Annotated in this window: 23 protein-coding genes and 1 pseudogene; 10 read left to right on the top strand and 14 right to left on the bottom strand. The window is 73.3% G+C overall.

What is annotated here, in order from left to right; genetic code table 11:
* Positions 1 to 32: 32 nt before the first annotated feature.
* Positions 33 to 1,280: a cytochrome P450 gene (locus ACIPRD_RS12335; protein ID WP_401562490.1), complete on the top strand. Its 1,248-nt coding sequence runs from the start codon at positions 33 to 35 to the stop codon at positions 1,278 to 1,280.
* Between the two features lie 106 nt (positions 1,281 to 1,386).
* Here ACIPRD_RS12335 and ACIPRD_RS12330 read toward each other — a convergent pair whose 3' ends face one another.
* Positions 1,387 to 1,785 carry a nuclear transport factor 2 family protein gene (locus tag ACIPRD_RS12330; RefSeq protein WP_356401821.1) on the bottom strand — a complete coding sequence of 133 codons (399 nt, stop codon included), beginning with the start codon at positions 1,783 to 1,785 and terminating at the stop codon, positions 1,387 to 1,389.
* 277 nt (positions 1,786 to 2,062) lie between these two features.
* Between ACIPRD_RS12330 and ACIPRD_RS12325 the strand changes: the two genes are divergently transcribed.
* A complete protein-coding gene (locus ACIPRD_RS12325; protein ID WP_356407466.1) occupies positions 2,063 to 2,812 on the top strand; it encodes a class I SAM-dependent methyltransferase in 750 nt (249 codons plus the stop codon).
* A 54-nt stretch (positions 2,813 to 2,866) separates the two neighbouring features.
* On the opposite strand, the gene ACIPRD_RS12320 is transcribed toward ACIPRD_RS12325, so the two are convergent.
* The 4 genes from ACIPRD_RS12320 to ACIPRD_RS12305 form a co-directional block, all read right to left on the bottom strand.
* On the bottom strand, positions 2,867 to 4,033 hold the full coding sequence (locus ACIPRD_RS12320) for a serine hydrolase domain-containing protein (RefSeq protein WP_401562488.1): 1,167 nt from the start codon (positions 4,031 to 4,033) through the stop codon (positions 2,867 to 2,869).
* 81 nt (positions 4,034 to 4,114) lie between these two features.
* Entirely contained in the window at positions 4,115 to 5,083 is a 969-nt protein-coding gene (locus tag ACIPRD_RS12315; protein WP_401562486.1) for an acetylxylan esterase, read from the bottom strand.
* 71 nt (positions 5,084 to 5,154) lie between these two features.
* A complete protein-coding gene (locus tag ACIPRD_RS12310) occupies positions 5,155 to 5,745 on the bottom strand; it encodes a hypothetical protein (RefSeq protein ID WP_401562484.1) in 591 nt (196 codons plus the stop codon).
* Between the two features lie 298 nt (positions 5,746 to 6,043).
* Positions 6,044 to 7,162 carry an NAD(P)/FAD-dependent oxidoreductase gene (locus ACIPRD_RS12305; RefSeq protein ID WP_356407455.1) on the bottom strand — a complete coding sequence of 373 codons (1,119 nt, stop codon included), beginning with the start codon at positions 7,160 to 7,162 and terminating at the stop codon, positions 6,044 to 6,046.
* Positions 7,163 to 7,215: 53 nt separating this feature from the next.
* On the opposite strand from ACIPRD_RS12305, the gene ACIPRD_RS12300 reads away from it, so the two are divergent.
* Positions 7,216 to 7,908 (top strand): TetR/AcrR family transcriptional regulator, encoded by a 693-nt coding sequence (locus ACIPRD_RS12300; protein ID WP_401562482.1) that lies wholly within the window; start codon positions 7,216 to 7,218, stop codon positions 7,906 to 7,908.
* 103 nt (positions 7,909 to 8,011) lie between these two features.
* Here ACIPRD_RS12300 and ACIPRD_RS12295 read toward each other — a convergent pair whose 3' ends face one another.
* Both ACIPRD_RS12295 and ACIPRD_RS12290 read right to left on the bottom strand, forming a co-directional pair.
* Positions 8,012 to 8,794, bottom strand: a complete 783-nt coding sequence (locus ACIPRD_RS12295) for a ferredoxin reductase (protein ID WP_356407449.1) — start codon at positions 8,792 to 8,794, stop codon at positions 8,012 to 8,014.
* Positions 8,787 to 9,392, bottom strand: coding sequence for a sulfite oxidase-like oxidoreductase (locus ACIPRD_RS12290; protein ID WP_401562480.1), 606 nt, complete (start codon positions 9,390 to 9,392; stop codon positions 8,787 to 8,789). Before ACIPRD_RS12290 ends, ACIPRD_RS12295 begins: the two co-directional genes overlap by 8 nt.
* Before the next feature lie 261 nt (positions 9,393 to 9,653).
* Between ACIPRD_RS12290 and ACIPRD_RS12285 the strand changes: the two genes are divergently transcribed.
* Positions 9,654 to 10,466, top strand: a complete 813-nt coding sequence (locus tag ACIPRD_RS12285; RefSeq protein ID WP_401562478.1) for a GNAT family N-acetyltransferase — start codon at positions 9,654 to 9,656, stop codon at positions 10,464 to 10,466.
* A gap of 65 nt (positions 10,467 to 10,531) precedes the next feature.
* On the opposite strand, the gene ACIPRD_RS12280 is transcribed toward ACIPRD_RS12285, so the two are convergent.
* Positions 10,532 to 10,978 carry a MarR family transcriptional regulator gene (locus tag ACIPRD_RS12280; protein ID WP_356407439.1) on the bottom strand — a complete coding sequence of 149 codons (447 nt, stop codon included), beginning with the start codon at positions 10,976 to 10,978 and terminating at the stop codon, positions 10,532 to 10,534.
* A gap of 138 nt (positions 10,979 to 11,116) precedes the next feature.
* On the opposite strand from ACIPRD_RS12280, the gene ACIPRD_RS12275 reads away from it, so the two are divergent.
* Complete coding sequence (locus ACIPRD_RS12275) at positions 11,117 to 12,217, top strand: hypothetical protein (RefSeq protein ID WP_401562476.1); 1,101 nt, start codon at positions 11,117 to 11,119, stop codon at positions 12,215 to 12,217.
* Positions 12,218 to 12,442: 225 nt separating this feature from the next.
* Here the strand turns inward: ACIPRD_RS12275 and ACIPRD_RS12270 are convergent, their stop codons facing one another.
* From ACIPRD_RS12270 to ACIPRD_RS12260, 3 genes are all read right to left on the bottom strand, one after another.
* The gene (locus ACIPRD_RS12270) at positions 12,443 to 13,687 is read right to left on the bottom strand and encodes a VWA-like domain-containing protein (protein ID WP_401562475.1); all 1,245 of its coding nucleotides are present in this window, start codon (positions 13,685 to 13,687) and stop codon (positions 12,443 to 12,445) included.
* Positions 13,684 to 14,937 (bottom strand): AAA family ATPase, encoded by a 1,254-nt coding sequence (locus tag ACIPRD_RS12265; protein ID WP_401562473.1) that lies wholly within the window; start codon positions 14,935 to 14,937, stop codon positions 13,684 to 13,686. The genes ACIPRD_RS12270 and ACIPRD_RS12265 overlap by 4 nt, the downstream gene beginning before the upstream one ends.
* A gap of 139 nt (positions 14,938 to 15,076) precedes the next feature.
* A complete protein-coding gene (locus ACIPRD_RS12260; RefSeq protein ID WP_401562471.1) occupies positions 15,077 to 16,564 on the bottom strand; it encodes a hypothetical protein in 1,488 nt (495 codons plus the stop codon).
* A gap of 398 nt (positions 16,565 to 16,962) precedes the next feature.
* Here ACIPRD_RS12260 and ACIPRD_RS12255 point away from each other — a divergent pair, with 398 nt between their 5' ends.
* The gene (locus ACIPRD_RS12255) at positions 16,963 to 17,754 is read left to right on the top strand and encodes a putative protein N(5)-glutamine methyltransferase (protein WP_401562470.1); all 792 of its coding nucleotides are present in this window, start codon (positions 16,963 to 16,965) and stop codon (positions 17,752 to 17,754) included.
* A gap of 13 nt (positions 17,755 to 17,767) precedes the next feature.
* On the opposite strand, the gene ACIPRD_RS12250 is transcribed toward ACIPRD_RS12255, so the two are convergent.
* Complete coding sequence (locus tag ACIPRD_RS12250) at positions 17,768 to 19,846, bottom strand: SpoIIE family protein phosphatase (RefSeq protein ID WP_401562468.1); 2,079 nt, start codon at positions 19,844 to 19,846, stop codon at positions 17,768 to 17,770.
* 694 nt (positions 19,847 to 20,540) lie between these two features.
* On the opposite strand from ACIPRD_RS12250, the gene ACIPRD_RS12245 reads away from it, so the two are divergent.
* The 4 genes and pseudogenes from ACIPRD_RS12245 to ACIPRD_RS12230 form a co-directional block, all read left to right on the top strand.
* Positions 20,541 to 21,422: a hypothetical protein gene (locus ACIPRD_RS12245; protein WP_401562466.1), complete on the top strand. Its 882-nt coding sequence runs from the start codon at positions 20,541 to 20,543 to the stop codon at positions 21,420 to 21,422.
* 123 nt (positions 21,423 to 21,545) lie between these two features.
* Positions 21,546 to 21,920, top strand: coding sequence for a hypothetical protein (locus tag ACIPRD_RS12240; protein WP_356407416.1), 375 nt, complete (start codon positions 21,546 to 21,548; stop codon positions 21,918 to 21,920).
* 277 nt (positions 21,921 to 22,197) lie between these two features.
* Entirely contained in the window at positions 22,198 to 24,213 is a 2,016-nt protein-coding gene (locus tag ACIPRD_RS12235) for an FAD-dependent oxidoreductase (protein ID WP_401562464.1), read from the top strand.
* Positions 24,214 to 24,243: 30 nt separating this feature from the next.
* A pseudogene (locus ACIPRD_RS12230) lies at positions 24,244 to 24,786 on the top strand (PadR family transcriptional regulator); the annotation flags it as partial.
* A 253-nt stretch (positions 24,787 to 25,039) separates the two neighbouring features.
* Here the strand turns inward: ACIPRD_RS12230 and ACIPRD_RS12225 are convergent.
* Positions 25,040 to 25,606: a hypothetical protein gene (locus ACIPRD_RS12225; RefSeq protein WP_401562462.1), complete on the bottom strand. Its 567-nt coding sequence runs from the start codon at positions 25,604 to 25,606 to the stop codon at positions 25,040 to 25,042.
* 200 nt (positions 25,607 to 25,806) lie between these two features.
* Complete coding sequence (locus ACIPRD_RS12220) at positions 25,807 to 26,787, bottom strand: fibronectin type III domain-containing protein (protein WP_401562460.1); 981 nt, start codon at positions 26,785 to 26,787, stop codon at positions 25,807 to 25,809.
* Positions 26,788 to 26,958: the final 171 nt, after the last annotated feature.

The raw sequence follows: 26,958 nt of genomic DNA, 5'->3' as shown, positions 1-26,958 counted from the left end.
CGCGCCCGTACGACCGTCAGGAGAGCCGAACCGTGGAGACCCCGCCCGCCGGAAACCCGCACCGCCTCGACCCCGCCGGAGGCTGCCCGCACGCCGACAACGCACGCCTGCTCGCCCTCGGCGCGGTGGCTCCCGTCGAACTGCCGGGCGGCATCGAGGGCATGGCCGTACTGGGGCACGAGGCACTGAGGGAGTTCCTGCAGCACCCCGAAGTCGCCAAGAGCGCCGAGCACTTCACCGCACTGCGCGAAGGGCGGGTCGGACCCGGCTGGCCGCTGCTGACCTTCGCGACCGTACGGGGCATGACCACCGCCGACGGGGAGGACCACCGGCGGCTGCGTTCCCTGGTCAGCCGCGCCTTCACACCCCGGCGCGTCGAACAACTACGGCCTCGGATCATCGCGTTGACCGAGGAACTGCTGGACGGTCTGGCGGCGGCGGCCACGGCGGCCGGCGGCGTCGCCGACCTGCGGCGGCACTTCGCGCTCCCGCTGCCGATGGGGGTCATCAGCGAACTCCTCGGTGTGGAGCCCGGGTTCCGGGACCGTCTGCACCGCCTCGGCAATCAGGTGGTCGCCACCGACATCGAGCCGGGCGACGCCGTCGCCGCCAACCGTGAACTCGTCGCCGTCCTCGCCGAGGTCGCGGCGGCCAAGGCCGCGCACCCCGGTGACGATCTCACCAGCGCCCTCATCGCCGCCCGCGACGAGGGTGGCGACCGGCTCGGCCAGGAGGAGCTGATCGGCACCCTGATGCTGATGATCATCGCGGGGCACGAGACCACGCTCAACCTGATCACCAACGCCGTGCGCGCCCTGTGCGGCCACCCCGACCAGCTCGGTCTCGTGCGCGCGGGCCGCGCGGGCTGGACCGACGTCGTGGACGAGACGCTGCGCTGGGACGCGCCGGTCAGCTACTTCCCGTTCCGCTATCCGGTGCGCGACCTCACGATCGACGGCACCCTCATCCCGGCGGGCACCCCGGTCCTCGCCGGCTACTCCGCCGCCGGACGTGACCCCGCCGCGCACGGCGAGGACGCCGACCGGTTCGACGTCACCCGCCCCGCCCGTGCCGGGGCCGTGCGCCATCTCTCGCTCGGGCACGGCGCCCACTACTGCCTGGGCGCACCGCTGGCCCGCCTGGAGGCGACCGTCGCGCTGGAGCGACTGTTCGACCGGTTCCCCGGCCTCGAACTCGCCGCTGCCGAGGACGACTTGTCGCGCGACGCCAGCTTCGTCGGCAACAGCGTCCGGGACCTCCCCGTGCGACTGGCACCCTGAGATCCGGGGGAGGCGGCCGCTCGCCTCAGAGGGAGCAGGGGGAGCAGCGAGATCCGGGGGAGCCGGCCGCCACGCGTCGAGGGACGCGGGGGCCGGCCGCCGTCCCTCAGACGGAGCGCGCCTCCGCATCCTTCGCGATCTGCTCGAACTGGGCGCCCATCGCCTCGGCGAGCGCCTGGAGGCCGGAGAGCGGGCGGATCATGACCGTGAACTCGTCGATCAGGCCGTCCTCGCCGACGTGCAGGAAGTCGCAGCCCGTCAGTTCACGGTCGCCCACCCGGGCCGCGAACACGAGCGCGTGGTCGGCGCCGTCGGCGTCGCCGATCTCGCGCACGTACCGGAAGTCCTCGAACACCCGGAAGACCGCGCGCAGGATCGCCGCCGTGATCGGCTTGCCCGGGTACGGCTTGAACACCGCCGGGCTGGTGAAGACGACGTCGTCGGCCAGCAGTGCCTCCACGGCATCCAGGTCGCCGGCCTCGACGGCCTCGCGGAACGCGCGCATCCGATCACCTCATGGTCAGTCGATGGAAGAAAGAGATCAAGTGCGCAAGAGAGTACTCACCCGGTCCGGGCGGCGCGTTCCCGGTCCGGGGAACACCCCCTAGGGGGCGTCTCCCCGATCTTCGTGGGTCCGCGACGCCCGGCACGGCACCTCGCCGCACGGCCGAACCGCCCACGTACGCCCAGTACGAGGGCGGTCCGGCCGCACGCCGAGGCACCGCACCGGACGCCGCGGCCTGATCCACGAAGATCGAAGAGACGCCCCCTAAGCTGACGGGATGTTCAGCCCCGAAGGTCCCACGCTGCGTGAACTCGCCGTGCAGGCGCTGTCGTCCGTCGAGCACGGCTATGACCTCCTCGCCCCGAAGTTCGACCACACCCCCTTCCGGACGCCGGACACCGTCCTGGAGTCGACGGCGAAGGCGCTCGCCCCGCTAGGGCCCTTCGAGGACGGCCTCGACCTGTGCTGCGGCACCGGTGCCGGCACCCGGGGGCTGGCCGACCTGTGCCGCCGCAGTGTCACCGGTGTCGACTTCAGCGCGGGCATGCTGGACATCGCCCGGCGCCGGGCCGCCAACCCGGACCCGGGGCACATGCCCGGTGGGAACGCCCCGGAGGTCTCCTGGGTGCGCGCGGACGCCCGCGCCCTGCCGTTCACGGCCGCCTTCGACCTGGTGGTCAGCTTCGGGGCGTTCGGGCACTTCCTGCCCCGCGAACTGCCCGGCCTGTTCGCCCAGGTCCACTCGGCGTTGCGGCCGGGCGGCCACTTCGCCTTCCCGGTCGGCGCGCCGCCCCGCCCGTCGAGCCCCGCGTTCTGGACCCTGCTCGGCTTCGACGCGGTCATGCGCGTGCGCAACGCGGTGTGGCGGCCGCCCTTCGTCATGTACTACCGGGCTTTCCGCCTCTCGGACATGACGAGGGACCTGCGGGGCGCCGGCTTCACGGTCGAACTGCGTGACCTGCCCGACCTCGGCAGGCGCCCGGACGGCACCCGGCGCGCCGGACTGGTGGTGGCCCGAAGGGACTGAACGGTCGCTCCCGCCGGGCCCCATGCGCAGCCGAGCCGTAAGAACCTCAAGGCCTCACAGGGCGCTGTACAAGGCATCCACCAGGGCCGTCTTACGGGGGTCGTCCGCGATGCGGGTGCCGAGGCGGTTCATCACGTAGCCCAGGGAGACCCCCGCCTCGGGGTCGGCCAGTCCGCAGGAGCCGCCGAGCCCGTCATGGCCGAAGGCCCGGGGGTTGGGGCCGTACGAGCCGCCGGGGCCGCTCAGCCACAGGCCGAGGCCGAACTCCGTGTCCTGCTGGAAGCCCGCGCCGAGCACGAGATCGCGGCAGGCGCCCTGCCCCTCTCGCGCCACCTCGACCGCGCCCGCCGACAGGATCCGCCGCCCGCCGTACGACCCGCGGCCGGCGAGGACGCCGTACAGCGCGGCGACCGCGCGCGCCGTACCGTGGCCGTTGGCCGCCGGGAGCTCCGCCGCCCGCCACGCGGGTGTGTTCGCCTGGGCGGCCCCCACCAGCGGGTTCGTCAGCGTGGCGATCACCGTCGGCGTCAACTCGGCGAAGCGCGCCGCCTGTTCGCCGTCATCCGCGGGACGTGTCTGGATCAGTTCGGCCGCCCGTCCGTACTCCGACTCCGGCAGGCCGATGGTGAAGTCGGCACCGAGCGGACCGGTCACCTCGCGTTCCAGGAACGCCCCGGGCCGCAGTCCCGAGACCCGCCGTACGACCTCGCCGACCAGGAAGCCGTAGGTGAGCGCGTGATACCCGGACCGGGTGCCGGGCTCCCACCACGGCTCCGTCGCGGCGAGCCGCGCCGTCGTCAGCTCCCAGTCGTAGAGATCCTCCAGCGAGTGCGGTTCCCGCAGCCCGGACAGTCCCGCACGGTGGGAGAGCAGATGCCGTACGAGCACCTTCTCCTTGCCCGCCGCCGCGAACTCCGGCCAGTACGCGGCCACCGGACGGTCCAGGTCGAGCAGACCCCGGTCGGCGAGGATGTGCGCGCACAGGGCCACCGGCCCCTTGGTGGTCGACCAGACGTTGACCAGAGTGTCCCGTTCCCACGGGCGGCTGCGGGCCGGGTCCGCCCAGCCGCCCCACAGATCCACCACCGTCGCGCCGTCCACGGTCACCGCCACGGCCGCGCCCAGTTCGGCGCGTCGCCGGAAGTTCTCCTCGAACGCCTCGCGCACCGCGCCGAAACGCGGATCGCAGTGGCCGTGGACCTGTACCTCGTGCGCGGACATCTGACCTCCGTGGTAGCCGGCACCCGGGCGCCGCCCGGGGATGCCTGAACGTACCGACCGGTCGGACTCGGAGGGAAGTGCTCAGGCGTACGACCGCAGCCAGCGCACCTTGCGCTCCTCCTGGAACGGGCCGCCGCCCTCGTGCTGGTTGAACTCGTACACCTCGATCGCCTTGTCCTCGTGCCCCCACGCGTTGAACGCCGCGAAGACCGTCGACGGCGGGCAGGTCTGATCCTCCAGCGCCGTCGAGAAGAGGGCGGGCGCCCGGCCGCGCGAGGCGAAGTGCACGGCGTCGAAATAGGAGAGCGTGCGCAGGACGTCCGCTCCGCGTCCGCGGTGCGTCTTGAGGAACAGGGCTATCTCCCGGTATGGATGACTGTCCGTCAGCGAGACCGCGCGCGGGAAGTCGCACAGGAACGGGACGTCCGGGGCGACCGCGACGAGATCGGGGAGCAGGCCGCCGACGGCGATCGCGATGCCGCCGCCCTGGCTCGCGCCGGTCACCACGGTCCGCGAGGCGTCGGTGAGCGGATGCGAGCGCGCCGCCTCCACCGCGCGGACGGCGTCCGTGAACACACGCCGGTAGTAGTAGTCCTCCGGTGAGTCGATGCCCCGGGTCATGAACCCCGGAAAGGCGGGTGCGGCGCCGACCGGGTCCGCCGTCCCGCCCCCGCCGCCCCACGCGCTGCCCTGCCCGCGGGTGTCCATCACGAAGTGCGCCCGGCCCGTCGAGGCCCACAGCAACTGCTCGTGCGCCAGCCCCCGGCCACCGCCGTAGCCGACGAACTCCACCACCAGCGGCAGCGGTTCGGCGGCTCCGGCGGGCAGCCGCAGCCAGCCCTTCACCGGATGACCGCCGAACCCCCGGAAGGTCACGTCGAACACACGGACCGTCGTCAGGCCGGTGTCCACCGGCTCGAAACGGACATCCAGTTCGTGCTCCCGGGCCTCCTGGAGCGTCTTCGCCCAGAAGACGTCGAAATCGCCGGGCGGACCGGACTCGCCGCGGTACGCGCGGAGTTCGTCGAGGGGCAGGTCGAACCGGGCCATCAGCAACCGCCTGGGTGAGGGAAGACCGACCCGACTCACCGTACGGGGGCCGCCGCGGCGGCGCGGGACGATCACGTCAGAGGCCGGCTCCATCTCGGTCCCGTGAGGGCCCACTCCCGTTCCCACTCGTCCAGCCGGTGGCGCAGCGCGACACGGCGCTGCACGGCGTGGGCGGCGAGCACCGTCCCCGCCGCGCCGCCGGCCGCGCACAGCCCGATCGACACGGCGTGCTGCCACACGGCCACCGCGTCCGGCGGAGGGGACACGTTGCGGCCCCGGCCGTCGAACCAGACGGTCACGACATCGTCCGCCCGGGTCCCCGCCGGCACCCGGGCCGCCGCCGTACGGCTTCCCGTGCCCGGTTCCGACCAGCGGACCTCGGCGCGGTACGGGTGGCGGCGGTCGTCCCGGACGAGGGGCAGCTGTTCGTCGGTGCGGCCGAGCACCACGGCCCGTACGGCGTGCCGTTCGGCGCGCTGGGTCCTGGCGTGGCCCTCCGCCGTGCCATGGGCGCGCAGACCCGCCGCCACACCGGTCAGGGGTGCGACCACGAACAGCAGGACGGCCACCACCACGAAGGTCCAGGCCTCCACGACGTCCGAGCGGCGCCGCAGCGGATTGGGCCGCCAGCGCCAGCCGCGCGCCTGTGTACGGGAACGCATGTCCACCTCCTCCCCGCCGGCGGAGCCGGAGGGCCGGACGAGCCGGGGCGGCGGTGTCCGCCGCCCCGCGCGCGGGCGCCTGAGCGCGCACACCCGTTTCGTACCCCGTACGGAGCCGCTCGCCCGTCCGGCGACCCACCACTTCGGACCGGATGCGGCTCGGGACACGTGCCGTTTCCCCGGCGACCGCGGCGAGTTGTGGTGCTGGTGCTGGTGCTGGTGCTGGTGCTGGTGCTGGTGCTGGTGCTGGTGCTGGTGCTGGCGCCGGCGCCGGCGCCGGCACCTCGGTGCCCGGTGGTCAGGAGGGCTGGACCTGGTCGAAGAGGGCGACGGCCGCGGCGGGGTCCGGGCTCACGAGGCGTTCCAGACCGGCCGTCGTGATCCTCGCCCACTTGCCGGCGCGTTCCCACATCCGCTCCTCGAAGGCGCGGACGGTGTCGTCCGGATCCGCGGTGCCGGTGGCGAGGGACTCCGCGAGCTCGGCGCCTTCCAGCAGCGCGAGGTTCGCGCCCGCGCCCAGGGGAGGCATCAGGTGGGCGGCGTCGCCCAGCAGCGTCACCCCGGGGACGTGGGCCCAGGTGTGGTCCACGGGCAGCACGTGGAGAGGGCGGTGGTCGAACGAGGCTCCGTGGTGGAGGAGTTCGAGGACCGGAGCGGCCCAGCCGTCGTACAGGGCCAGCAGGGCCGACCGCACGGCACCGGTGTCGGCCGGGTCCAGCGACGCGTGCCAGTCCAGTGGCGCGCGGAACTGGGCGTACACCTTGACATGGCCCCCGCTGTTGCGCTGCGCGACGAGCTTCCGGTTCACGCCGTACACGGCCACGGAGCCGTCCCCGATCAACCGGGCGAGGCCGGGGTGACGGGTGTCGACCTCGTCCAGGGAGGTCTCGACCGTGGTGATCCCCGTGTAGTGCGGTGTCACCGGCGAGACCGCCGGCCGGGTCCGGGACCAGGCGCCGTCCGCGCCGACCACGAGGTCGAACGTCTCCTGCCGCCCGTCCGCGAAATCGATCCGGACGCCGTCCGGGGTGCCCGGCACCACCCGCTCCACGCCCCGGCCCCACTCGACGTCCAGGGGGCCGAGCAGCAGGTCGCGGAGCTGCCCGCGGTCGATCTCGGGATTGGCCTGCTCGTCCGGACCGGGGTGCCAGTCGCGCAGGACCGTGCCGTCCGTGTCCAGGATGCGCATGGCCTGCCCCTCGGGGCGGGACAGTGCCCGGAAGTCCGCCAGCAGCCCCGCCTTCTCCAGCGCGAGCTGGCCGAGCCCCTCGTGCAGGTCCAGCGTGCCGCCCGGAGGGCGGGCGTCGGGACCGGGATCGCGTTCGAGGACGGTGACGGGGTGGCCGTGGCGGTGCATGACACGGGCGAAGGCAAGGCCGCCTGGGCCGCCTCCGACAACAGCGATACGATGTCTCATGTCGATACACTGTATTTCCGCAACGCGACGCGAAGCAACAGAACGGTGTGACCATGACTGTGTGGGACCGGCCGGAGCCTCCGGATCGCCCTGTGCCGCTGGACCGGGAGCGGATCGTCGCCGCCGCGATCGCGCTGGCCGACGAGGGCGGCCTGGCCGCGGTGTCGGTGCGCAAGGTCGCCGCCCGGCTGAACGCGGGCCCGATGCGGCTGTACGGATACCTCTCCACCAAGGAGGAGCTGTTCGACCTCATGGTGGACGAGGTGAACGGCGAGATCCTCCCCGAGGAGCGGCCAGTTGACTGGCGGGAGGCCCTGCGCGTCCTCTCCCATCGGACCAGGGAGGCCGCATTGCGCCACGAGTGGCTGGCCGACCTGCTCGGCGGCCGCCCGTCCCTGGGCCCGAACGGCCTCGCCGTGACCGAGGCCAAGCTGGCCGCCCTCGACGGTCTCGCCGACATCGACACCGTGATGCGCGCCGTGGAGACCGTCAGCGCCTACGTCATCGGCGCGATCAGACGTGAGATCGCGAACCTGCGGGCCGAGCGTGCCTCCGGCCTGTCCGAGCTCGACTGGCAGCGCGCCTCCGGTCCGCATGTGATGAACATGCTGGCCACAGGCCGTTTCCCGGCGCTGGCCAAGGCCGTGCACGACGGCACGGACATGGACGCCGGGACAGCCTTCGCGACCGGTCTGGACTGGATTCTCGACGCCGTGGCCGCGAAAGTCGCCCGGCCGCCGGCGTGACACGGCCGGCGGCGTGACATCGGCGGCGGCCGCTGCCGAACCGGGGCACCGGGGCCGACGGCGACACCGGTGGCCGCCGACGGCTTCCGGGCTCTGCCCGGTGCTACCCGAAGCGCTCGATGCGGATCCGGTGCACCGGCTGCCCTGCCTCGACCAGCAGTCGGGAGGCGTGCTCGGCGAACCCGTTGGAGCCGCACACATAGGCCTCCCATCCACCAGGAGGCTGTTCTTCCAGGAGCGGCGCCACATGTGCGGCCGTCATACGGCCCACCCGCGTGCCCTCCGGGGCGCTGCGCGTGAAGACCGCCGTCGTCTCCGCGCCCAGCTCCCGCGCGTAGATCAGTTCCTCGGGGCTGCGCGCCGACACCAGCATCCGCAGCGGCACGGACAGGCCCCGCGCACGGTGGTGGCGCACCATCGACATCAGCGGTACGACGCCGGAGCCGGCCCCGAGCAGCAGCGCGGGCCGGTCGCCCGGCCACGCGAAGAAGCCGCTCAGCGGGCCCCGCACCTCCACGGTGTCCCCGGGGCGCGCCGTCGTGTGGAACCACCCCGAGACCTCGCCGTCCGGCACGTGGTCGAGAGTCAGCTCGATGTGCCCGGAACCGTCCGGCGCGGACGCGATCGAGTAGTGACGCTGGGCCGCGTAGCCGTCCTCGGCGGTCAGCCGCAGCATCAGGTGCTGGCCGGGCAGATGTCCCGCCCAGTCCGGGACCGCGAACCGGAACGTGGCCGCGTGCGGCGTCTCGCGCCGGATCCCGACGAGCGTCGCCGTCTGCCACACCGCCGCCACCTGCTCGTTCACGGCGATGCGCCCGGGCACGGCGAAACGCGTCACGGGAACGGCCGACCCGGCAGGGGCGAGAGGAGAGACCGTCTCAGTCACCGGAGTACCTCTGCTCCTCCCACGGGTTGCCCCGCTCGTGATAGCCGTTGCCCTCCCAGAAGCCCTGTTCCTCGTGGTCGAGGAGCGTGATGCCCGCGATCCACTTCGCGCTCTTCCAGAAGTACAGATGCGGTACCAGCAGCCGCGCCGGGCCACCGTGCTCCGCGGGCAGGGGCTTGCCGTCGTACTCCCAGGCGATCCAGGCCTTACCGCCGGTGAGGTCGTCTAGCGGCAGGTTCGTGGTGTATCCGGTGTGCGAATACGCGAGCGCATGTGTGGCGGACCCCTGGGGGCGCACCACATCGAGGAACGCGTCCAGCGAGACCCCGCCGAACCGGACGCCGAACTTCGACCAGCCGGTCACACAGTGGATGTCACCCCGGTACGCCGAGGCGGGCATCGCCCGCGCCTCGTCCCAGCTCCATGCGCGCGGCCGTTCTACCAGTCCGTCGACGCGGAAGGACCAGTCGGCGGGCGTGAGGTCGGGCGTGACCTCGGCGGACAGCACGGGCCAGTCGTCGCCGGCGTCGTACTGCCCTGGAGGCAGTCCAGGACGGTGCGTGCTCCGGCGACCCGTGAACCCTCGGGTGACGTTCATCCTTCAACCGTACGCTGTCGGCGGTCGTGCTCCGTCCCAGGTCAGCGCCCCGATCATTGCAGTCGTGCGAACTCCTCGCGGCCACGGGCCCGCGAGGGCACCGTCGCAGGGCAGGATCGTGGTCGGGCAGCCCCCGCACGAGTGACGTGTCCCGACCGACCGGGACCACAGAGGGCGCCGGGCACCACCGGGAACACCGGGACCACGGGAAACGCTGTCACGGATGGCACCGGAACGGCGCGAAGGACAGGAACGGCCAGCATGAGCGGAACGATCAGCACCGGCGGAACGACCGGCATCGGCGACACCCGTGACCCGATCGGGCCGTGGCTGCCCGGCGGGGCGGGCGGGCCGGGCCGGTCGGAACACGTGCTCGACGATCTGGCCCGCGCCGCGCTGACCGGCCCGCACGCGCACTTCGCGGAGCGGCGCGGCCGCGTGCTGCGCTACCCGGCCGACGTCACCCCCTGGCTGGCCATGCCCGACCGCCCCGAGGCCCGAGACTGGGCCGACATCGCCGCGCTGGCCGGTCCCGGTGCGGAGGTCCTCTTCGTCGACTGTCCGGTCCCCGTGCCGGAGGGCTGGGAGATCACCTTCGACCTCGAGGGCGTGCAGATGGTGGACGACGGCCTGGCCGCCGTACCCGACCCGGAAGCGGTGGTCCTCGGCCCCGCCGACGTCCCCGAGATGCTCGACCTCGTCGCCCGCACCCAGCCGGGCCCCTTCCTGCCGCGCACGGTGGAACTCGGCACCTACGTCGGCATCCGCCGCGACGGCGCCCTGATCGCCATGGCGGGGGAGCGGCTGCGTCCACCGGGCTGGACCGAGATCAGCGCGGTCTGCACCGACCCGGCCTTCCGCGGCGAGGGACTGGCCTCCCGGCTGATCCTCGCGGTGGCGCACGGCATCCGCGAGCGCGGCGACACCCCGTTCCTGCACACGGGCGCCGACAACGCGGGCGCCATCCGCCTCTACGAGTCCCTCGGCTTCCGGCTGCGCCGCCGTACGACGTTCCTCGCGGCCCGCGTCCCCGAGCACCTCACGGCCGACAGGCACACGGCCCCGCAGCCGTAGGAGATGCACAGGGGGGCGTGTCTCCGTGGGCGCGCCCCCACCGCCTCACCGCCCGGCGGCCGGACCTACTCGGTCTCCGTGTGCGCGGCGTTGTAGCGCTCCAGATAGGCGGCGAAACGGGTCAGGTCCTCCTCGGACCAGTCCGCGAGCCGCTCCTGGAGCATGGCCCGGCGGCTGCGGGTGACCTGGGCCAGGATCCCCTTGCCCGCGTCGGTGAGCTGAAGCACCTGGACCCGGTGGTCCTCGCGGTCGAGGCGCCGTTCGATCAGTCCCGCCCGCTCCAGCGCCGTGACCTGCCGGCTCACCGTGGACTTGTCCAGGGCGTAGTGCGCGGCGAGGTCGGTCGCCCGGCAGCCGCCGCTCTGCTCCAGGTGCCCGAGCAGGGTGTACGAGACCAGCGACAGCTCGGGGTGCATGCGAGCCGCCACCGCGCGCGCCCGGCGCGCGAAGGCCGTCATCTCGCGCTGGATCGTCTCGACGGCCGACTGCGCCGCCGTCTGCGCCGCCGTCATGGGGGCACCTCCACTGGGATCACCGCCACGGGAATTCCTGCACCGCGGTCCTGGTTGTATAGTACAACTTAAACGAAGGTTGCATAGGCCAACCTTCAATCCGATAGTTGTAAAAGCCAACCCTTGGAGGCGTGCCCGATGAGGTCACCGGCATTGCGCCATGTGCTCACGCACCTGATCACCCCGTTGCTGATGTGCATAGGCATGGGGCTCGCGTACATGGGGGCTTTCGTGACCCCGGAGCCGCACCACCTGCCCGTCGCCGTCGTCGGCGCCGGTCCCGAGGCGAAGGTCTTCGCCCAGACCGTGAAGGACACCGCCGGCGACAAACTGGACGTCCGCACGGTCACCACCCGCGCCGACGCCGTCTCCCTGCTGAAGTCCCGGGACGTCACCGGCGCCTATGTGCCCAGCCGCAAGGCGCCCGAGCTGCTGGTCGCGACCGCCGCCTCCGACATGGGCGCGACGGCCGTCGAGAAGGTCTTCACCCCGGTCGCCGCCGGACAGGGACTGCCGCTGAAGATCACCGACGTGGCCGAGCCGGTCGCCGACGACCCCACCGGACAGGGACTGTTCTTCCTGCTGATCGCGGTCAGCATCGGCTCGTACGCCTCGGTCGCCGCGCTCGGTGCCGCCGGCGCCGCGCTCCCGATGCGGGTACGGGCGCTGCTCGCCCTCGGCGTCTCGGCCGTGGTCGCCGGTATCGGCGCGCTGCTCGCCGGGCCGGTGTTCCACCTCGCCCACCACGCGCTCGCGGGCGTCTGGGGCATGGCGTGGCTCTACTCCGCCGGCATCGTCTTCATCGGCGTCGGTCTCCACACCTTCCTCAAGCGGTGGACCACGCTGACCATGATGGTGCTGTTCGTGATGCTCAACTTCACCAGCTCCGGCGGTCTGTTCCGGCCCGAGCTGCAGAACGGCTTCTTCGGCACCCTGCACGCCTTCTGGAACGGCGCCGGGTTCGTCGAGGGCGCGCGCAGCCTGCTGTACTTCGGGAACGACGGCCTGGCCCGCAACCTGTGGACGCTGAGCCTCTGGCTGGTCGTCGGCCTCGCCGTCACCGCGGTGGCCGGCGCCTGGGAGCGGTCGTCCAGGAAGGAGCGCCCGGAGAACGCCGTGACCGGGCACACCACCGGTGCCGCGCAGGCCGGTGAGCGGCCGGAAGAGCCGCAGGCCGCACCGCGTACCGCCGAGGAGACCGAGGCGGAGGAAGAGGTCGAGGAGACGGTCGGGGTCTGAACCCGGGCGCGGGGAAGCGCTGTTGCCGGGTCCCGGTGTCCACGGCTAGGGGGTGTCTCTTCGATCTTCGCGGACCCACGAAGATCGGAGAGACGCCCCCTAGGGCGACATCATTTCCCGGCGGGAGAGTCGGAGGCGGACAGCGCCCCGGCCTCCCGCCCCCACCATGTGCCTCCCGCCCCACCGCGCCCCTTCCGCCCGCGGCGTGCCCCTTCCGCCCCGCCACTACGTCGCCCCGATGGTCACCACCCGCGCCCACGCCGGTGGTTCGTCCGGCCGGTAGTCGGGATCGTTCTCGTTGTAGGAGGAGACGGGGCGCGAGAACAGGCCCACCACCGTCCGGCACGGTGGCCGCGACGCGGGCCACGGGGTCTGGCCGTCGGTCAGGACCACGACGACGTCCGGCCGGGGCCGGGCCCGCAGCGCGCGGTCGAAACCGGCCCGCAGATCCGTTCCCCCGCCGCCCACCAGGGGGATCCCCGCCGACCGGCACAGCGTGTGCACCGTCTGCGCCGCCGCGTCGCACGACACCACGGTGACCAGGTCGCGACGCCCGCCCACGGCGCGCGAGATCGACGCGACCTCGAGCAGCGCGCTGCCCAGTTCGGCGTCGCTGACCGACCCGGAGGTGTCGACGACCACGCAGACCCGGGGCGGCCGCCGCCGCAGGCTCGGCAGCACGGTCTTCGGCAGCGCGGTCGCACGCCGGGCCGGGCGGCCGTAGCTGTAGTCGTCGCCCGCACCCGCACCGGAGGCCGCCGAGCGGACGGCCGCACCCAGCAACTCCCGCCACGGCTGCGGAGGATGACACACCTCCTCGGCCCACCTCTCCCAGCCACCCGGCGCGTATCCCGGCCGCCCGGCGATGCCGCGGGCCACGCGGAGGCGCACCAGGTCCCGTTCCTGCGCGTCGAGTCCGTGGGCGCCCTCGGGGCCCAGGTCCCATGCCCGCTCCAGCCCGTCGGCACCGCTTCCGCACTCCAGCCAGGCCAGGTCGCCCACCCGTGACCCGAGCTGGATCTCCCGCAGGTAGTCCTCCATCAACTGGTCGTCCGGCAGGCCCAGATCCCCGGGGCGGAGGGCTCCCCGGGGCCGGGTGAGACCGTCGCCGTACACGTCGTCGTTGATCTCCAGGTCGGCGGCGATGTTCATCCGCAGCCGGTCCCCGACGCCGGTCAGCCCGCGCTCCCGGGCGATCCGGTCGCCGCGGCCGTGATGGTCACGCAGCAGATGCGCCACCTCGTGCGCCCACACCCCGGCCAGTTCCTCGACCGGCGTCCGGGCCACGAACGCCGGTGACACATAGCAGCGCCAGTACCGGTCGACGGCCATCGTCGGCACCCGGCGCGACTCCACGGGACACAGCGCGAAGAGCGCGGTGGCGAGATAGGGGCGTACCCGGACCGCGTGCAGCCGGGCCGCGAACAGCTTCTCCCGGTCCAGGCCCCCGGGACGCGTGTCCGCGGTCATCGGCCCGCCTTCGCGACGAGCGCGGCCCGGCGGCCCGCCTCGTCGGCGCGCCGGGACAGGGACACCACACCGGCGAGCCGCTCGATCGCCGCCGGCACCGGCCAGTCCTCGCGGCGCAACGAGGCCAGCGTGTTCGCGGGGACGACGACCACGTCAGGAGCGCCCGTCTCCAGCGCGCGCACCAGCACGGCCCACGCCGCGTCCCAGCGGTCCCGCGTCGGCCGGGCATGGACCGCGTCCACCACACCGTCCAGCGCCGCCTGCCGCAGGTCCCCGCGCTCGGGCAGCACGGCCTTCGCCGGGGCGGCCAGCAGCGACTCGGGGTCCGGCAGGTCCATCCGGTCCATGCTCGCCATCAGTTCGAGCCCGGGCCCGTCCCCGACGGTTCCCCGTGCCAGCAGCGACAGCACCTCGCGGCCCGTCCCGGCGGCCGTCGCGAAGGCGATCAGCCGCAGGGTCATCTCCCAGCTGCGCGGCGACGGCCATGCACCGCCCCGGCGGGTCTCGGCGCCCGGCAGCCGGTGCACCAGCGCCGGCCGCGCGGTGAGGAACCCGCACACCGCGCGCCGTGCGAACGCCACCGACTCCGCGAGCCGCTCCGGATCGAGCCGGGGCAGCACCGCACGCGGCCAGGTGCCGCCCAGGCCGCGCACGACGACTTCGTGGTCGTGCGTCCACTGGAGATGCACGAACCTGTTGGCGAGGGGCGGGCTGAGCTCCCAGCCGTCGGCCGCCGAGGACCGCGGGTTGGCGGCGGCCACGATCCGTACGCCGGACGGCAGCCGGAGCGAACCGATGCGCCGCTCCAGCACCAGCCTCAGCAGCGCCGCCTGCACGGCCGGCGGCGCGGTGGACAGCTCGTCCAGGAACAGCAGCCCGCGCCCGGCCCGGACCAGGCGCACCGCCCAGTCCGGCGGGGCCAGCGGGACCCCCTGCTCCGCCGGATCGTCTCCCACGACAGGCAGCCCCGAGAAGTCGGACGGCTCGTGGACGCTGGCGATCACCGTGGTCAGGGGCAGGTCGAACGCGGACGCGAGCTGGGTCAGCGCCGCCGTCTTGCCGATGCCCGGCTCGCCCCAGAGGAGCACGGGAAGGTCGGCGGCCACCGCCAGTGCCAGCGCCTCCAGCTGGGGGTCCGGGCGGAGCTCGGTGTCGGTGTGCCGCAGCAGGTCAAGCAGGTCCCCGGCGACGTCGATCTGTGAGGCGGCAGTCGGGACTTCGGGCGTGACGAAGGGCGCGTAGGCAGTCATATGAGGTCACCTGTGGTGTGAGAAGGGAGAGGGAAGAGCGCGAAGGCGCGGCGGAGCGAGGTGCAAGCGCGGCACGCGGAGAGCGAGTTGAGCCGGAACCGTGCGGGTTCGAGCGAAGTCGACCGGGAGAAACAGGTGTTCAGTGGCCGGACAGTGCCTGGCGCGGGTGGCCGCGAAGGCGGCGGGTGGTGGTGCGACGCTCCGGATCGAGCGGGGCGCGCCCGGGGCCCACGAGACCGGCCCGGTAGAGCCCGTACGTGATCCGGCGCTGCGCCGCCCGCTCCAGCGAGTCCCGCAGAGAGCCGTCCCGCAGCAGTGCGCCGGCGCCCAACAGGCCTTCCACGGCGGCCAGTGCCCCCGGGATGTCGCCGTGGTCCAGGCGTTCGCGGACGCCGGCGAGGCATTCGGGACGCCGGTGCGCCTCGTCGATGAACCGCAGGCAGGGCAACGGCGGTCCGCCGAGCGCGACCAGCAGTTCCTCCCGGCGCAGCTCCTCCGGGGTGTGGTCCAGCGCGGCCAGGACGCCGTCCACCTGACCCACGCGGTGCAGGACTCCCCGGCACTCCACCAGGCGCGGCTCACCGGCCGGCCCCTGGCGCGCAGGCGGGCCGGGGGACCGGTGGTCCGGCACGAGGGCGGCGGCGACGAGCGGGTGCAGCTTGCCGGGGTCGAGCAGCCCGGACCGCAGCAGTTCCAGGTCGGGCAGCTCCCAGGTCGCCGCGTCGGGCAGGACTGGCAGCGCGGACACGCCGCCCTCCGCGTGGCCCGACGCGACCCGGAGCGCGCCCGGCACGCCGTCACCGGCCGGCGCGGTCGCCTCCAGCACCAGCCGGCGCCGGCCGCCGAGCCGTACGACGAAGGCGCCGGTGGGCTTTCCCTCCGCGGCCAGCAGGAGCGCCGCCTCGGCCGGCCACCGCTGCACGGCACAGCCGGACCACGGCGGGACAGCCATCGCACCTTCGCCCGCGCCCAGTTCGGGCGGTTCTAGTTCAGCCCCGCCTAGTTCGGCCCCAGCTGGCTCGGCCCCGCCCAGTGCGGCCCCGGCCGACTCGGCTGCGAGTGCGAGGCCGGATCCGTCGGCGCCCGTTCGTACCCGCAGTTCACCCGCCCTGCCCGCGTCCCACAGGTGCCGGTGCAGATCGAACCGGAACCGTCGGCTCGGACAGGGGTGCGGATGCCTGGCGGTACCCGGCGCCGGCCCGGCCCCGTCCCACAGGGAGAGGGCGATCCGCTGACCGGCGTCCGCCCAGGCCGGCGGTGTGCGGACCACTAGGTGCGGCAGGGCGCCCGAAGGCCGGTCCGGGTCGTCGTACCGGGCCAGAGCGAGTGTCAGCCCCGGCCGCAGCAGCCCGTCGGGCGCGATCCTGGGCATGTGCCAGCGCAGCAGGTCGGGAGCGAGACGGCGGAGGTCGGCGCGGACCCGGGACGCGAGTTCGCGGCCGTGGGCGCGGGCGACGGAACGCAGGTCGAGATCGACGTCGACACCGGCGGCGGCACACGCCCCCGCCCAGTCCCCGGCATCACGCCGGGCGGTCGCGGTCTCGATCATGGAGGGCGGCACGGCGAACTCGCGTACGCGCCGCCAGAAGGACGGACGGGAATACCCGTTCGCGGTCTCGGTGAGCATCAGCACTCACCTTGCGCGGACGGTACCCCCATTTCCGGAGTGGAGTGAGTGTTCATCGCGGCGAGCGTACGGGAACGGGGTCACGCGATGCCACCGCATTTCGAACTCGGTGCGGTCGGGGGCGGATCCATCGCACTGGGGTATGGTGGCCGTCCGGCCGCGTACCACTCGCGGCCGCAGGCTGCCGAGGGAGGTGAGACCCATTACCGCTGTGTCGGCTGAGGGCTCTCTCCTCGCGACAGCTTCACACGACATCGGCTGACCGTGTCATGTGACGGCTCGGATCCACCGCGGCCCGCGTACGTACCGGACCGGACGCCGGTACCCGCACGGGTACGGAAAGCGGTGACCGCGAGAGCGCCCTTCGGCTCCAGGTCTCCGAAAGGCTCTCGGCTTCTATGGCCTCCCTGCCCGTGCTCTCCCCTTCCGCCATGGTCTCCGCGCTGCGCTCCGCCGGATGCGTCTTCGCCGAGGACGAGGCGGAGCTGATCCTCGCCACCGCCGGTTCGCCCGAGGAGGCGGCCGCGATGGTGGACCGCCGCACCGCCGGTCTCCCGCTCGAACACGTCCTCGGCTGGGCCCGGTTCCGCGGCCTGCGCATCGCCGTGGAACCAGGGGTGTTCGTACCCCGCCGCCGTACCGAGTTCCTCGTCGACACGGCTCTCGCTCAGGCCCCGGGCGCCACGCTCGTGGTCGACCTGTGCTGCGGCTCCGGGGCGCTCGGCGCCGCGCTGGCGGCCGCGCTCGGCGCCGTCGAGGTCCACGCCGCCGACATCGACCCGGCCGCCGTGCGCTGCGCCCGGCGGAACCTCGCCCCGTACGGCGGCCGGGCCCACGCGGGCGACCTCTACGACGCCCTCCCCGACGCCCTGCGCGGCCACGTCGGCATCCTCACGGCCAACGTGCCCTATGTGCCGACCTCCCAGGTCCCCCTGCTCCCCGCCGAGGCGCGCGACCACGAGCCCGCCGTGGCGCTGGACGGCGGCGCGGACGGTCTCGACGTGCTGCGTCGGGTGGCCGCCGGGGCGGCCGGATGGCTCGCGCCCGGCGGCTGCCTGCTCTCCGAGACCAGCGAACACCAGGCGCCGGCCGCCGTGGCCGCCTTCGAACGCGCCGGTCTCACCACCCGGTTGACGGTGTCGGAGGAGTGGGACGCCCATGTGGTGACCGGGGTGCTCGCGCCGGGATGACACCCCGGCGACGTCAGGCCAGTTCCTGCGCACGCGCGATGAGCAGGGCCACGTCGTCGTGGTTGTCGGGATGATGCAGCGTGCGCAGGAGCAGGTCGCAGGTCTCCTCCAGCGGCCGGCCGGGGTCGTCGAGCAACGACAGCAGGACGTCGAGGCGTTCGTCCAGCGAGTGGCAGCGCGTCTCGACCAGTCCGTCGGTGTAGAAGACCAGTTCGTCGCCGGGCTCGAAGTCGACGGTGACGGTGGAGAATTCGACGCCGCCGACGCCCAGCGGCACTCCGGTGGGCAGGTCGAGCAGCTCCGGCGGATGCCCGGGACGGACCCTGACCGGTGGCAGATGCCCGGCGTTGGCGATCCTGCACCGGCGCAGATGCGGATCGTGGACGGCGTACACACACGTCGCGATGGAGGGTTCCAGGGCCGAACTGGTCCTGTTCAGCTGCTCCAGCAGCATCGCCGGGTCCAGCCCGAGCGAGGCGAGGGTGGTCGTCGCGGTGCGCAGCCGGCCCATGGTGGCGGCCGCGCCGATCCCGCTGCCCATCACGTCGCCGACGACCAGTGCCGTACGGTCGCCGTCCAGCGGGATGACGTCGAACCAGTCCCCGCCGACCTCGGTGGTGGCGCCCGCGGGCTGATACCGGGAGGCCACCTCCAGGCCGGTCGTCACCGGCGGTTCGCCGGGCAGCAGGCTGCGCTGGAGGGTGAGCGCGGTGTTGCGGGCGTTCTGGTACCAGCGGGCGTTGTCGATCTGCACGGCCGCGCGGGACGCGAGTTCCCGGGCCAGCAGCAGGTCGTCCGCGTCGAACGGCGCGGGGTTGCGGGTCCGTTTGAGGTCCAGGGCGCCGAGCACCTCGCCCCGGGCGATCAGCGGCACCGCGAGGTACGAGTGCAGGCCCACGCGGCCCAGCATCACGGCGGCCTCCGGGCTGCGGGCGATGCGCGGCAGGTCCTCCTCGCTCACGCGCGGAAGCATCACCGCCTCGGCGGTGCGGACACACTGGGTGACCAGCCGGTCGGGGGCGTACAGGGCGACCTCGCCGGGCGGGTCGGCTGCCTCCACGGCCTCCGACTCCCGCTCGGCGCGCAGCGCCAGCGCCCGCATCACGGCGGGCTCCGCCGGGCGGAGCGTGCTGGGCCGGCCCTCCACGACCGCGTCCAGCAGATCCACCGCCGCGATGTCCGCCAGCTCGGGCACGGCGACCTCGGCCAGTTCCAGCGCCGTGCGCTCCAGCTCCAGCGTGGTGCCGATCCGCGCGGAGGCGTCGGCGATCACGGCGAGCCGGCGCCGCGCGGTCTCCGCCTGGACCGCGACCCGGTGCTGTTCGGTGACGTCGAGGATCGAGTACGCGACTCCGAGCACGTGGCCGGTCGCGTCGTCGAGCCGGTACAGCGACATCGACCAGGTGTGGTCCTGGCCGGGATCGGCCGGCGTACGGCCCACCACACGGTGGGCGACCAGCGGGGTGCCGGTGGCGAGCACCTGGCGGGCCGGCACCTCCAGCTCGTCGGGGTCCAGCTGCGGCAGCACCTCGCGGAGCGTGCGCCCCGTGTGCTGAGCGGCCGGGACGCCGTGCATCGTCTCCAGCGCCGGGTTGACCGACACGAACCGCAGCCCGGCGTCGAGGACCGCGAGTCCGATCGGTGACTGCTGCACCATCCGCTCGGACAGCGCCACGTCCTGTTCGAGCCGCCGTACCGTCGACTGGTCGGCCGCGAGCCCGAGGGCGTAGACGTCGCCCCGGTCGTCCAGCAGCCGCATGTTGCGGAACTCGACCAGCCGGGTGCTGCCGTCCTTGTGGCGGACCGGGAAGCCGCCGGCCCAGCTCTGGCCGGTGCGCATGACGTCCGCGAACAGCTTGCTGACCAGCTCCATGTGCCGTTCGTGCACGATGAGCCGGGCCGCGTACTGACCGAGTGCCTCCTGCGCGCTGTACCCGAACAGCTCCTCGGCCTGCGGGCTCCACAGGACGATCCGGCCGCGCGTGTCCAGGACCACCGACGCCACGCCCAGCACGTCGAGCAGCCCTCCGGGGCGTTCCGGCCCGCGCTCGGGTTCGCCGCTCTCCGTCGCCGGAACCCCGGCTGCACTCATGCCCGCACCGCCTTAGCCCGTCCGCGTGGCACGCCGTCCCCCGTGCCGACTCCCCTTGTTCCCCGTTCCGCCGCTTTTCCTGCTCCGTTCCACCGTTCTCCTTCCGGACCCGTTCCCCCGCTCCACCGGTGCACCCGGTCGTGCCGCCGCCCGTCCCGAGTCGGAGTTTGCCGCTCTCGTCATGGATTCATTCCTGGTTCCCGCTCCGGACGCCTCCGCACCGGACCGGGTTCCGCGGTACGGACCTCCGACTCCTCGGGCGCGACACCGTGTCCCGTTCGCCTCGCTCGTTGCCGCACCGTCCCTCGGCGTGTCCCTCCACCATCCCTCAATACGGCCGGGGGCGTGTGCCGGGGGAGGGGCGGCGGCCCGGCGCAGGCGTGCGGCGGGCCTGCGGGGAGCGGGCCGGCGGGCCGGTGCACGACGGAGGCGCCCGGGCCCGCGAGGAGGCGCCAGGGAGTGCGCGGCGGAGATGCCGGGAGTACGCGGCGGAGGTGCCGAGGGTTGGCTGCGACGGGGTGCCCGGGGTCAGCTGCGGCGGAAGTGCCGGGGGTGTGCGGCGGCGGGCCGCGGCTCCGGCGGGAAGCCGTCGTGAGTTCACCCCCATGACCGTCATTGGTCTGTACATGACCATCCATGCGGGCCAGACTGTGCGCCGACCGAGTGCCCCACCCCCCATCCCAGGAGTCGGCCCATGCCCGCGCCCGCCCGGCAACGTTGTCGTACCGCCTTCGCCGGACTCGTCACCCTGGCCACCGCCGCCGTCGTGTCCCTCGCCGTGACCACCCCCGCCACCGCCGCGGACAACTGGACCGAGACCGGTTCCGACCGCGCCGACCCGCTGACCGAGAGCCAGGGCCTCGCCTCGGTGGAGGTCCCGGCGAACAGCCCCAACCACTACACCGGCATCGGCACCATCCCGCTGAGCGTGTCGGTCCGCGGCTGGAACCACGTCGGCGACCCCGACGCGTCGTACAGCGGCTACGTCGTCGATCCCTACCAGGCCGATTCGGGGAACGCGAAGATGTTCCGGGTCCAGGCGCCCGGCGGGGCCTGGACCGAGTACGTCCACACCCTCGGCGCCGGCGAGGCCCTGAACAACTCCTGGGTCGCGATCTCGCCCGACGGGCAGTGGATGCTCAACGGCGAGTGGGGCACGATGAATCGCCTCCTGGTCTTCCCGACCCCTGGCGTCAACCCCGCCACGTCGCCCTCCGCGAACCTCCCGCAGGCCTCCACGGTCCACCTCGACCACGCCGTGCGCGACGTCCAGGGCTGCGACTTCTCCGGGCCGACCACGCTGCTGTGCTCCTCCGACGACCCCGACGGCTCCCTGTTCGGCATGACCAAGCCCCTGCTGCAGATCGACCTGTCGGCCGCGCCGGGCGGCTCCGGCGACGTCTCCGGGCACGTCACCGCGCTGCGCCGGCTGCCGCTGCGCAGCTCCTGCTCGGGATCCTTCGAGGCGGAGGGCGTCGACTACGACCGCCGCACCGGCATCCTGCGCGTGATCGTCGTGTCGCCCGGATTCTGTGTGCTCACGGACAGCAAGACGTACAAGTTCTCCCGCGGCTGACGCGCGCGCCGGCGGCCCGCGGGGCCTGAGATGTGCGGGACGCCGGGTGGTGCTTTGCTGGGGGTGGACGCGGTTCGACGGGGTGTCCCGTTCCGCCGCGGCACGGCCGTGAAAGGAGCGATCATGGACAACATGACGGGGTCGCATCCGGAGACCGTCTCGGTGGAGATCAGCGGGTGCTCCAAGGAGGACGCACGGGTCGTCTTCGACGTCCTGAGCGCCTGCTTCGCGTCGGACCGCGGCGCGGACGAGGTCCCCCAGCAGCTCCACGAGACCCGCCCCATGGTGTGGCTCGGCACCTACGACATCGCCGACGCCCGCGGCGAGGGCTGCCCGCCGGCCCGCCTCAGCTCCTCCGTCCTCGCGGACATCCAGGGCGGGTACTGGGCCGTGGACCGCTTCCGCGACACCCTCGACACGGTGTTCGACGTCCACGAGACCTGCCGGGCCTCCGGCGACCAGGAGCGCGATCTCCACCTCCGCCTGGAAAGCCGCTGACACCCGTCCGCTCGCCTCGACACGCCCCGGCCGGTACCTCTCCGGCCGGGGCGTACTGCGCGTACTGCGCCACCCCGCCCCGAGTGACCGGTCGACGGGGCCGTTCTCCGTCACCGCCGTGAACGCGCTGCGCGGCTCGGTGCCCCGCATGGCGGGACTTCCCTCCCTCGGAAAGGAAGTGTGGCGAGGATCGCGGAAAGTCTTTGTGCAACAAGTTGCATAAAGGATCGGGCTTCCTCTACAACAAGAAGCGACCGCATCCTGCACGGAGGGCCCGATGAGCCGTTACCCGCACCTGATGTCCCCGCTCGACCTCGGATTCACCACGCTGCCGAACCGCGTGCTCATGGGATCCATGCACGTGGGCCTGGAGGAGGCCGAGCGCGGCTTCGAGCGGATGGCGGCGTTCTACGCGGCCCGGGCGCGCGGGGGAGTGGGCCTCATCGTCACGGGCGGCATCGCCCCCAACGACGAGGGGCGGCCGTACGAGGGCGGCGCCAAGCTCACCACCGAGGCCGAGGCCGAGCAGCACAAGGAGATCACCGAGGCCGTGCACCGCGAAGGCGGCCGCATCGCCATGCAGCTCCTGCACTTCGGCCGGTACGCCTACCACCAGGACCTGGTCGCCCCGAGCGCCCTCCAGGCCCCGATCAGCCCGTTCGCCCCTCGCGCGCTGACCGACGCCGACATCGAGCGGACCATCGACGACTACGCCCGCGCCGCCCGCCTCGCCCGGCGCGCCGGCTACGACGGCGTCGAGATCATGGGCTCCGAGGGCTACCTCATCAACGAGTTCGTCGCCGCGCAGACCAACCGGCGCGACGACCGCTGGGGCGGCTCGTACGAGAACCGGATGCGGTTCCCCGTCGAGATCGTCAAGCGCGTGCGCGAGGCCGTCGGCGACGACTTCATCATCATCTACCGGCTCTCCATGCTGGACCTGGTCCCCGGCGGCTCCTCCCTGCCCGAGGTCGTCACCCTCGCCAAGGCCGTCGAGGCCGCCGGCGCCACGATCATCAACACGGGCATCGGCTGGCACGAGGCCCGTATCCCCACCATCGCCACCTCCGTGCCGCGCGGCGCGTACGCCTGGGTCACCAAGAAGCTCATGGGTGAGGTCTCCGTCCCGCTCGTCACCACCAACCGCATCAACACCCCCGAGGTCGCCGAGCAGTTGCTGGCCGACGGGCACGCGGACATGGTCTCCATGGCCCGCCCGATGCTCGCCGACCCCGACTTCGTCGCCAAGGCCGCCGCGGGTACGCCGGACGCCATCAACACCTGCATCGGCTGCAACCAGGCATGCCTGGACCACACGTTCAGCGGCAAGATCACCTCCTGCCTGGTCAACCCGCGCGCCTGCCACGAGACGGAACTGGTGCTCTCCCCGACCCGGCTGCGCAAGCGCGTCGCCGTCGTCGGCGCCGGCCCGGCCGGTCTCGCCTGCGCGGTGACCGCCGCCGAACGCGGCCACCAGGTCACCCTGTTCGACGCCGCGAGCGAGGTCGGCGGCCAGCTGAACGTCGCCCGCAAGGTCCCCGGCAAGCAGGAGTTCGACGAGACCCTGCGCTACTTCCGCCACCAGCTCGACGCGCACGGCGTCGACGTACGCCTCGGCACCTGGGTCACCTCCGGCGACCTCGACGGCTACGACGAGGTGGTCGTCGCCACCGGCGTCACCCCGCGCACCCCGGACATCCCCGGCGTCGACCACCCCCGGGTCGTCGGCTACCTCGACGTCCTGCGCGACGGCGCCCCCGTCGGCGACAAGGTCGCCATCCTCGGCGCCGGCGGCATCGGCTTCGACGTCGCCGAGTTCCTCACCGACGGCGGCGACAAGGCGAGCGAGGACCCGGAGACGTACTTCCGCAACTGGGGCGTCGACATGGACTACGCGGCCCCCGGCGGTCTCGCCGCGCCGCGGCGCCCCGCCCCGCCCCGCACGGTCCACCTCCTGCAGCGCAAGACCGGCAAGGTCGGTGCCGGCCTCGGCAAGACCACGGGCTGGATCCACCGCACCGAGCTCAAGCACCGCGGCGTGACCACGGTCCCGGGCGTGCGCTACGACCGTATCGACGACGCCGGCCTGCACATCACCGTCGGCGACGAGAGCACGGTCCTGGACGTCGACACGGTCGTCCTCTGCACCGGCCAGGAACCGCGCCGCGACCTGTACGAGGAGCTGATCGCCGCCGGGCGCGGCGCCCACCTGATCGGCGGCGCGGACGTCGCGGCCGAGCTGGACGCCAAGCGGGCCATCAAGCAGGGCACCGAGGTCGCGGCGGCCCTGTAGCGGCCGCACCGGTCTCCCTAGGATGAGCCCATGTCACTCCCGCACGCCATCCTCACCGCCCTGCTGGAGAAGCCCTCGTCGGGGCTGGAGCTGACCCGCCGTTTCGACAAGTCGATCGGCTACTTCTGGTCGGCGACGCACCAGCAGATCTACCGTGAGCTGGGGAAACTGGAGGCCGAGGGGTTCATCCGCGCGCTGCCGTCCGAGCAGCCCGCCCGCGGGCAGAAGAAGCGGTACGAGGTCCTGCCCGCGGGCCGCGCCGAACTGGCCCGCTGGACCGCCGCCGCCCAGGATCCCAAGCCGCAGCGGGACATCCTGCTGCTGCGCCTGCGCGCGGCGGCCGTCGTCGGCACCGCGGGCCTCGACGCCGACCTCCGGCGCCATCTGGAGCTGCATCAGCGCCAGTTGGCCGAGTACGAGGAGATCGAACGGCGCGACTTCCCGCCGGGCCGTGACACTCCGCAGGACCGGCTGCGCCACCTGGTCCTGCGGGCCGGCATCGACCTGGAGACCTTCTGGACCCAGTGGCTCGCTCACGCGCTGAAGGAACTGGCCGAGCTGCCGGACGCCGGGCCGCTGGACGCCGGAGTGCTGGACGCGGAGGTGCCGGAGGCTGCGGTTCCGGACGCCGGGCCTGCGGATACCGCGGTGTCCGACGACACCGACCGTCCGACGAGGCGTACCTGAACCGGCGGCGCGCCCAGGGCGCCGTACGCGGGTCACCGTCCGCTCGGTCACCCTTCGGCGGGCAGCGACCCTCCGGCGGGGGTGATCCGCTGATGGGCCGCGGGCGGCGTGCGGCGTCCTGGGCGCGCCGCGTGCGGGCTCAGTACCGGTACGGCTTCGCGCGCCGCAGCAGGAACCAGGCCGCGGCGATGACGCCCGAGCCCAGCAGGCCCGCGCCCACCCCGAGGGTGAGCGGGCTGAAGTCGCGGACGCTCCCGCCGATGCCGCCCCTGACTCCACGGGCCGGCGCGGCCGCGGAGGTGGACGAGACCGTCGGCGCGGAGGACGCGGACTGCAGGGAGGGCGCGGAGGGCGTGGAGACGATCACGGACTGCGTGCCCGCGGTGGTGCCGTTGGAGCAGACCACGACGACCGTGTACGTCCCCGGACTCACCCCCGACCACGCGGCGGACTGGCTGACGGTCGTGCCCGACAGGGCGGCCTGACGGCCCTGGGCGAAGTTCGCCTGACCGCTGCTGAGCAGCGAGGCGTTGCCCCAGCTTCCGGCGTTCTGCGTGCACGCGCTGGTGACCACGGAGACCGTGGAACCGGAGGTGCTCACGGAGATTCCCGTGGCCGCCGCGGACGTCCCGGCCGACGGGGCCGCGAGCGCGCCGGCTACGGCGAGGGGCACGCCGGAGCGGAGGAGAAGTCGGGAAGTGCGCATTGGCTGTCCTCCGGCGGCACGGCTGGCGATGCGTCCCATGCGCCGCCGGGGTCGGGAAGCGGCCGTGCTGCTCTCAACGGCAGCCAACGCGGCTCCGGAGCCCGCCGCATGCGCAGCGCGCCCGCTCAGGTGAAGGAGTCCGCCGTCCGGTGCAAGCCGACACGCCGTGCCGGAGTGATGTTCCCGCCGGTGCCTTCCTCTCAGTCACCGGCGGCCGGGGGTACCGTGCGCTCCGCCGAGAAGCCGCCCCACGTCCCGTCCGGCAGCCGTGCCCGCAGTCGTATCCGCTGCCCGGTCCCGGCGTCGCTGCCCGAGTAGAGGCGGTAGTGGGCCCGGCCGTGCGGCGGCTCGCCGCCCCACACCAGCGAGGTCGCCGGGCGGTCGTCCACCTGGATCTGGTACTCCGTGATCGTTCCGTCCACGGCCGGCGGATCCCAGGCGAGGTCGATGCTGTACGTGCCCGCGGAGCGGTGCGCGGTGACGGTGAAGCCGGTCGGCGCCGTGCCGTGGCCGTCGTCGGTGCCCGGGGTGGAGAGCCGTACCGGCGTACCGGCGGGCGAGAGGTTGCCGGCCGCGTCCCGCGCCCGGACGGTGAACGCGTAACGGGACCCGGGACGCAGCCCGGTGAGCACGGTCGCCACCTGGTTCCCGCCCACACTGTGGATCTTCGTACCGCCCTGGTAGATGTCGTACGACACCACAGCGCGGTCGTCCCGGGCGGCGGTCCAGGACAGCTCGACCATCCGGCTGCCGAGCACGCGGCCGGTCTGCCGCCCCGGGCCGGTCGGCGCCGAGCGGTCCGCCGCGACCATGGCGGGAGTACGGGCCCGTGTCCCGCGACTGGGCGGTCCGAGGCGCCCGTCCTTGCCGCGAGCCCGCACGGTGAAGACATACATGGTGGACGGCCTGAGCCTGGTGACGTCCACCATGTGCTGGGCACCCGGCACTTGGGTGACTTTCGTGGTGCCGCGATATACCTCGTAGCCGCCTATGTCCGAGGCCGTCGCCATGTCGTTCCACATCACGTGCACGCTGGAGGCGCTTCCCGCCACCGCGGTGACCCCCGTGGGCGCGCCCGGGGACTGTCCGGAGTCGCTGTCGGCCGTACCGCCCCAGGCGCAGGACGCGACCAGGACCACAGCTCCGACGGAGGGGACGAGGGGGAGGAGGGCGCGTCGCACGGAACTGCCTCCCCGGGACCGGTGACACTCCAGGCCGCTCAATGGTCCGGACCAATATGGCCCGCGTCGCGCGGACATGGCAAGAGGGCGTGACGAGGGGTGTGGCGAGGGGGCGCACGGTGTGACGAGGGGGCCGCGCGCCCCCATGTCCGAGGGTGCGTATGCTGGACC

Origin of the sequence: Streptomyces sp. NPDC090108 (assembly GCF_044747185.1) — a bacterium.
GTDB lineage: Bacteria > Actinomycetota > Actinomycetes > Streptomycetales > Streptomycetaceae > Streptomyces.
This window is presented reverse-complemented; position numbering and strand designations above follow the sequence as displayed.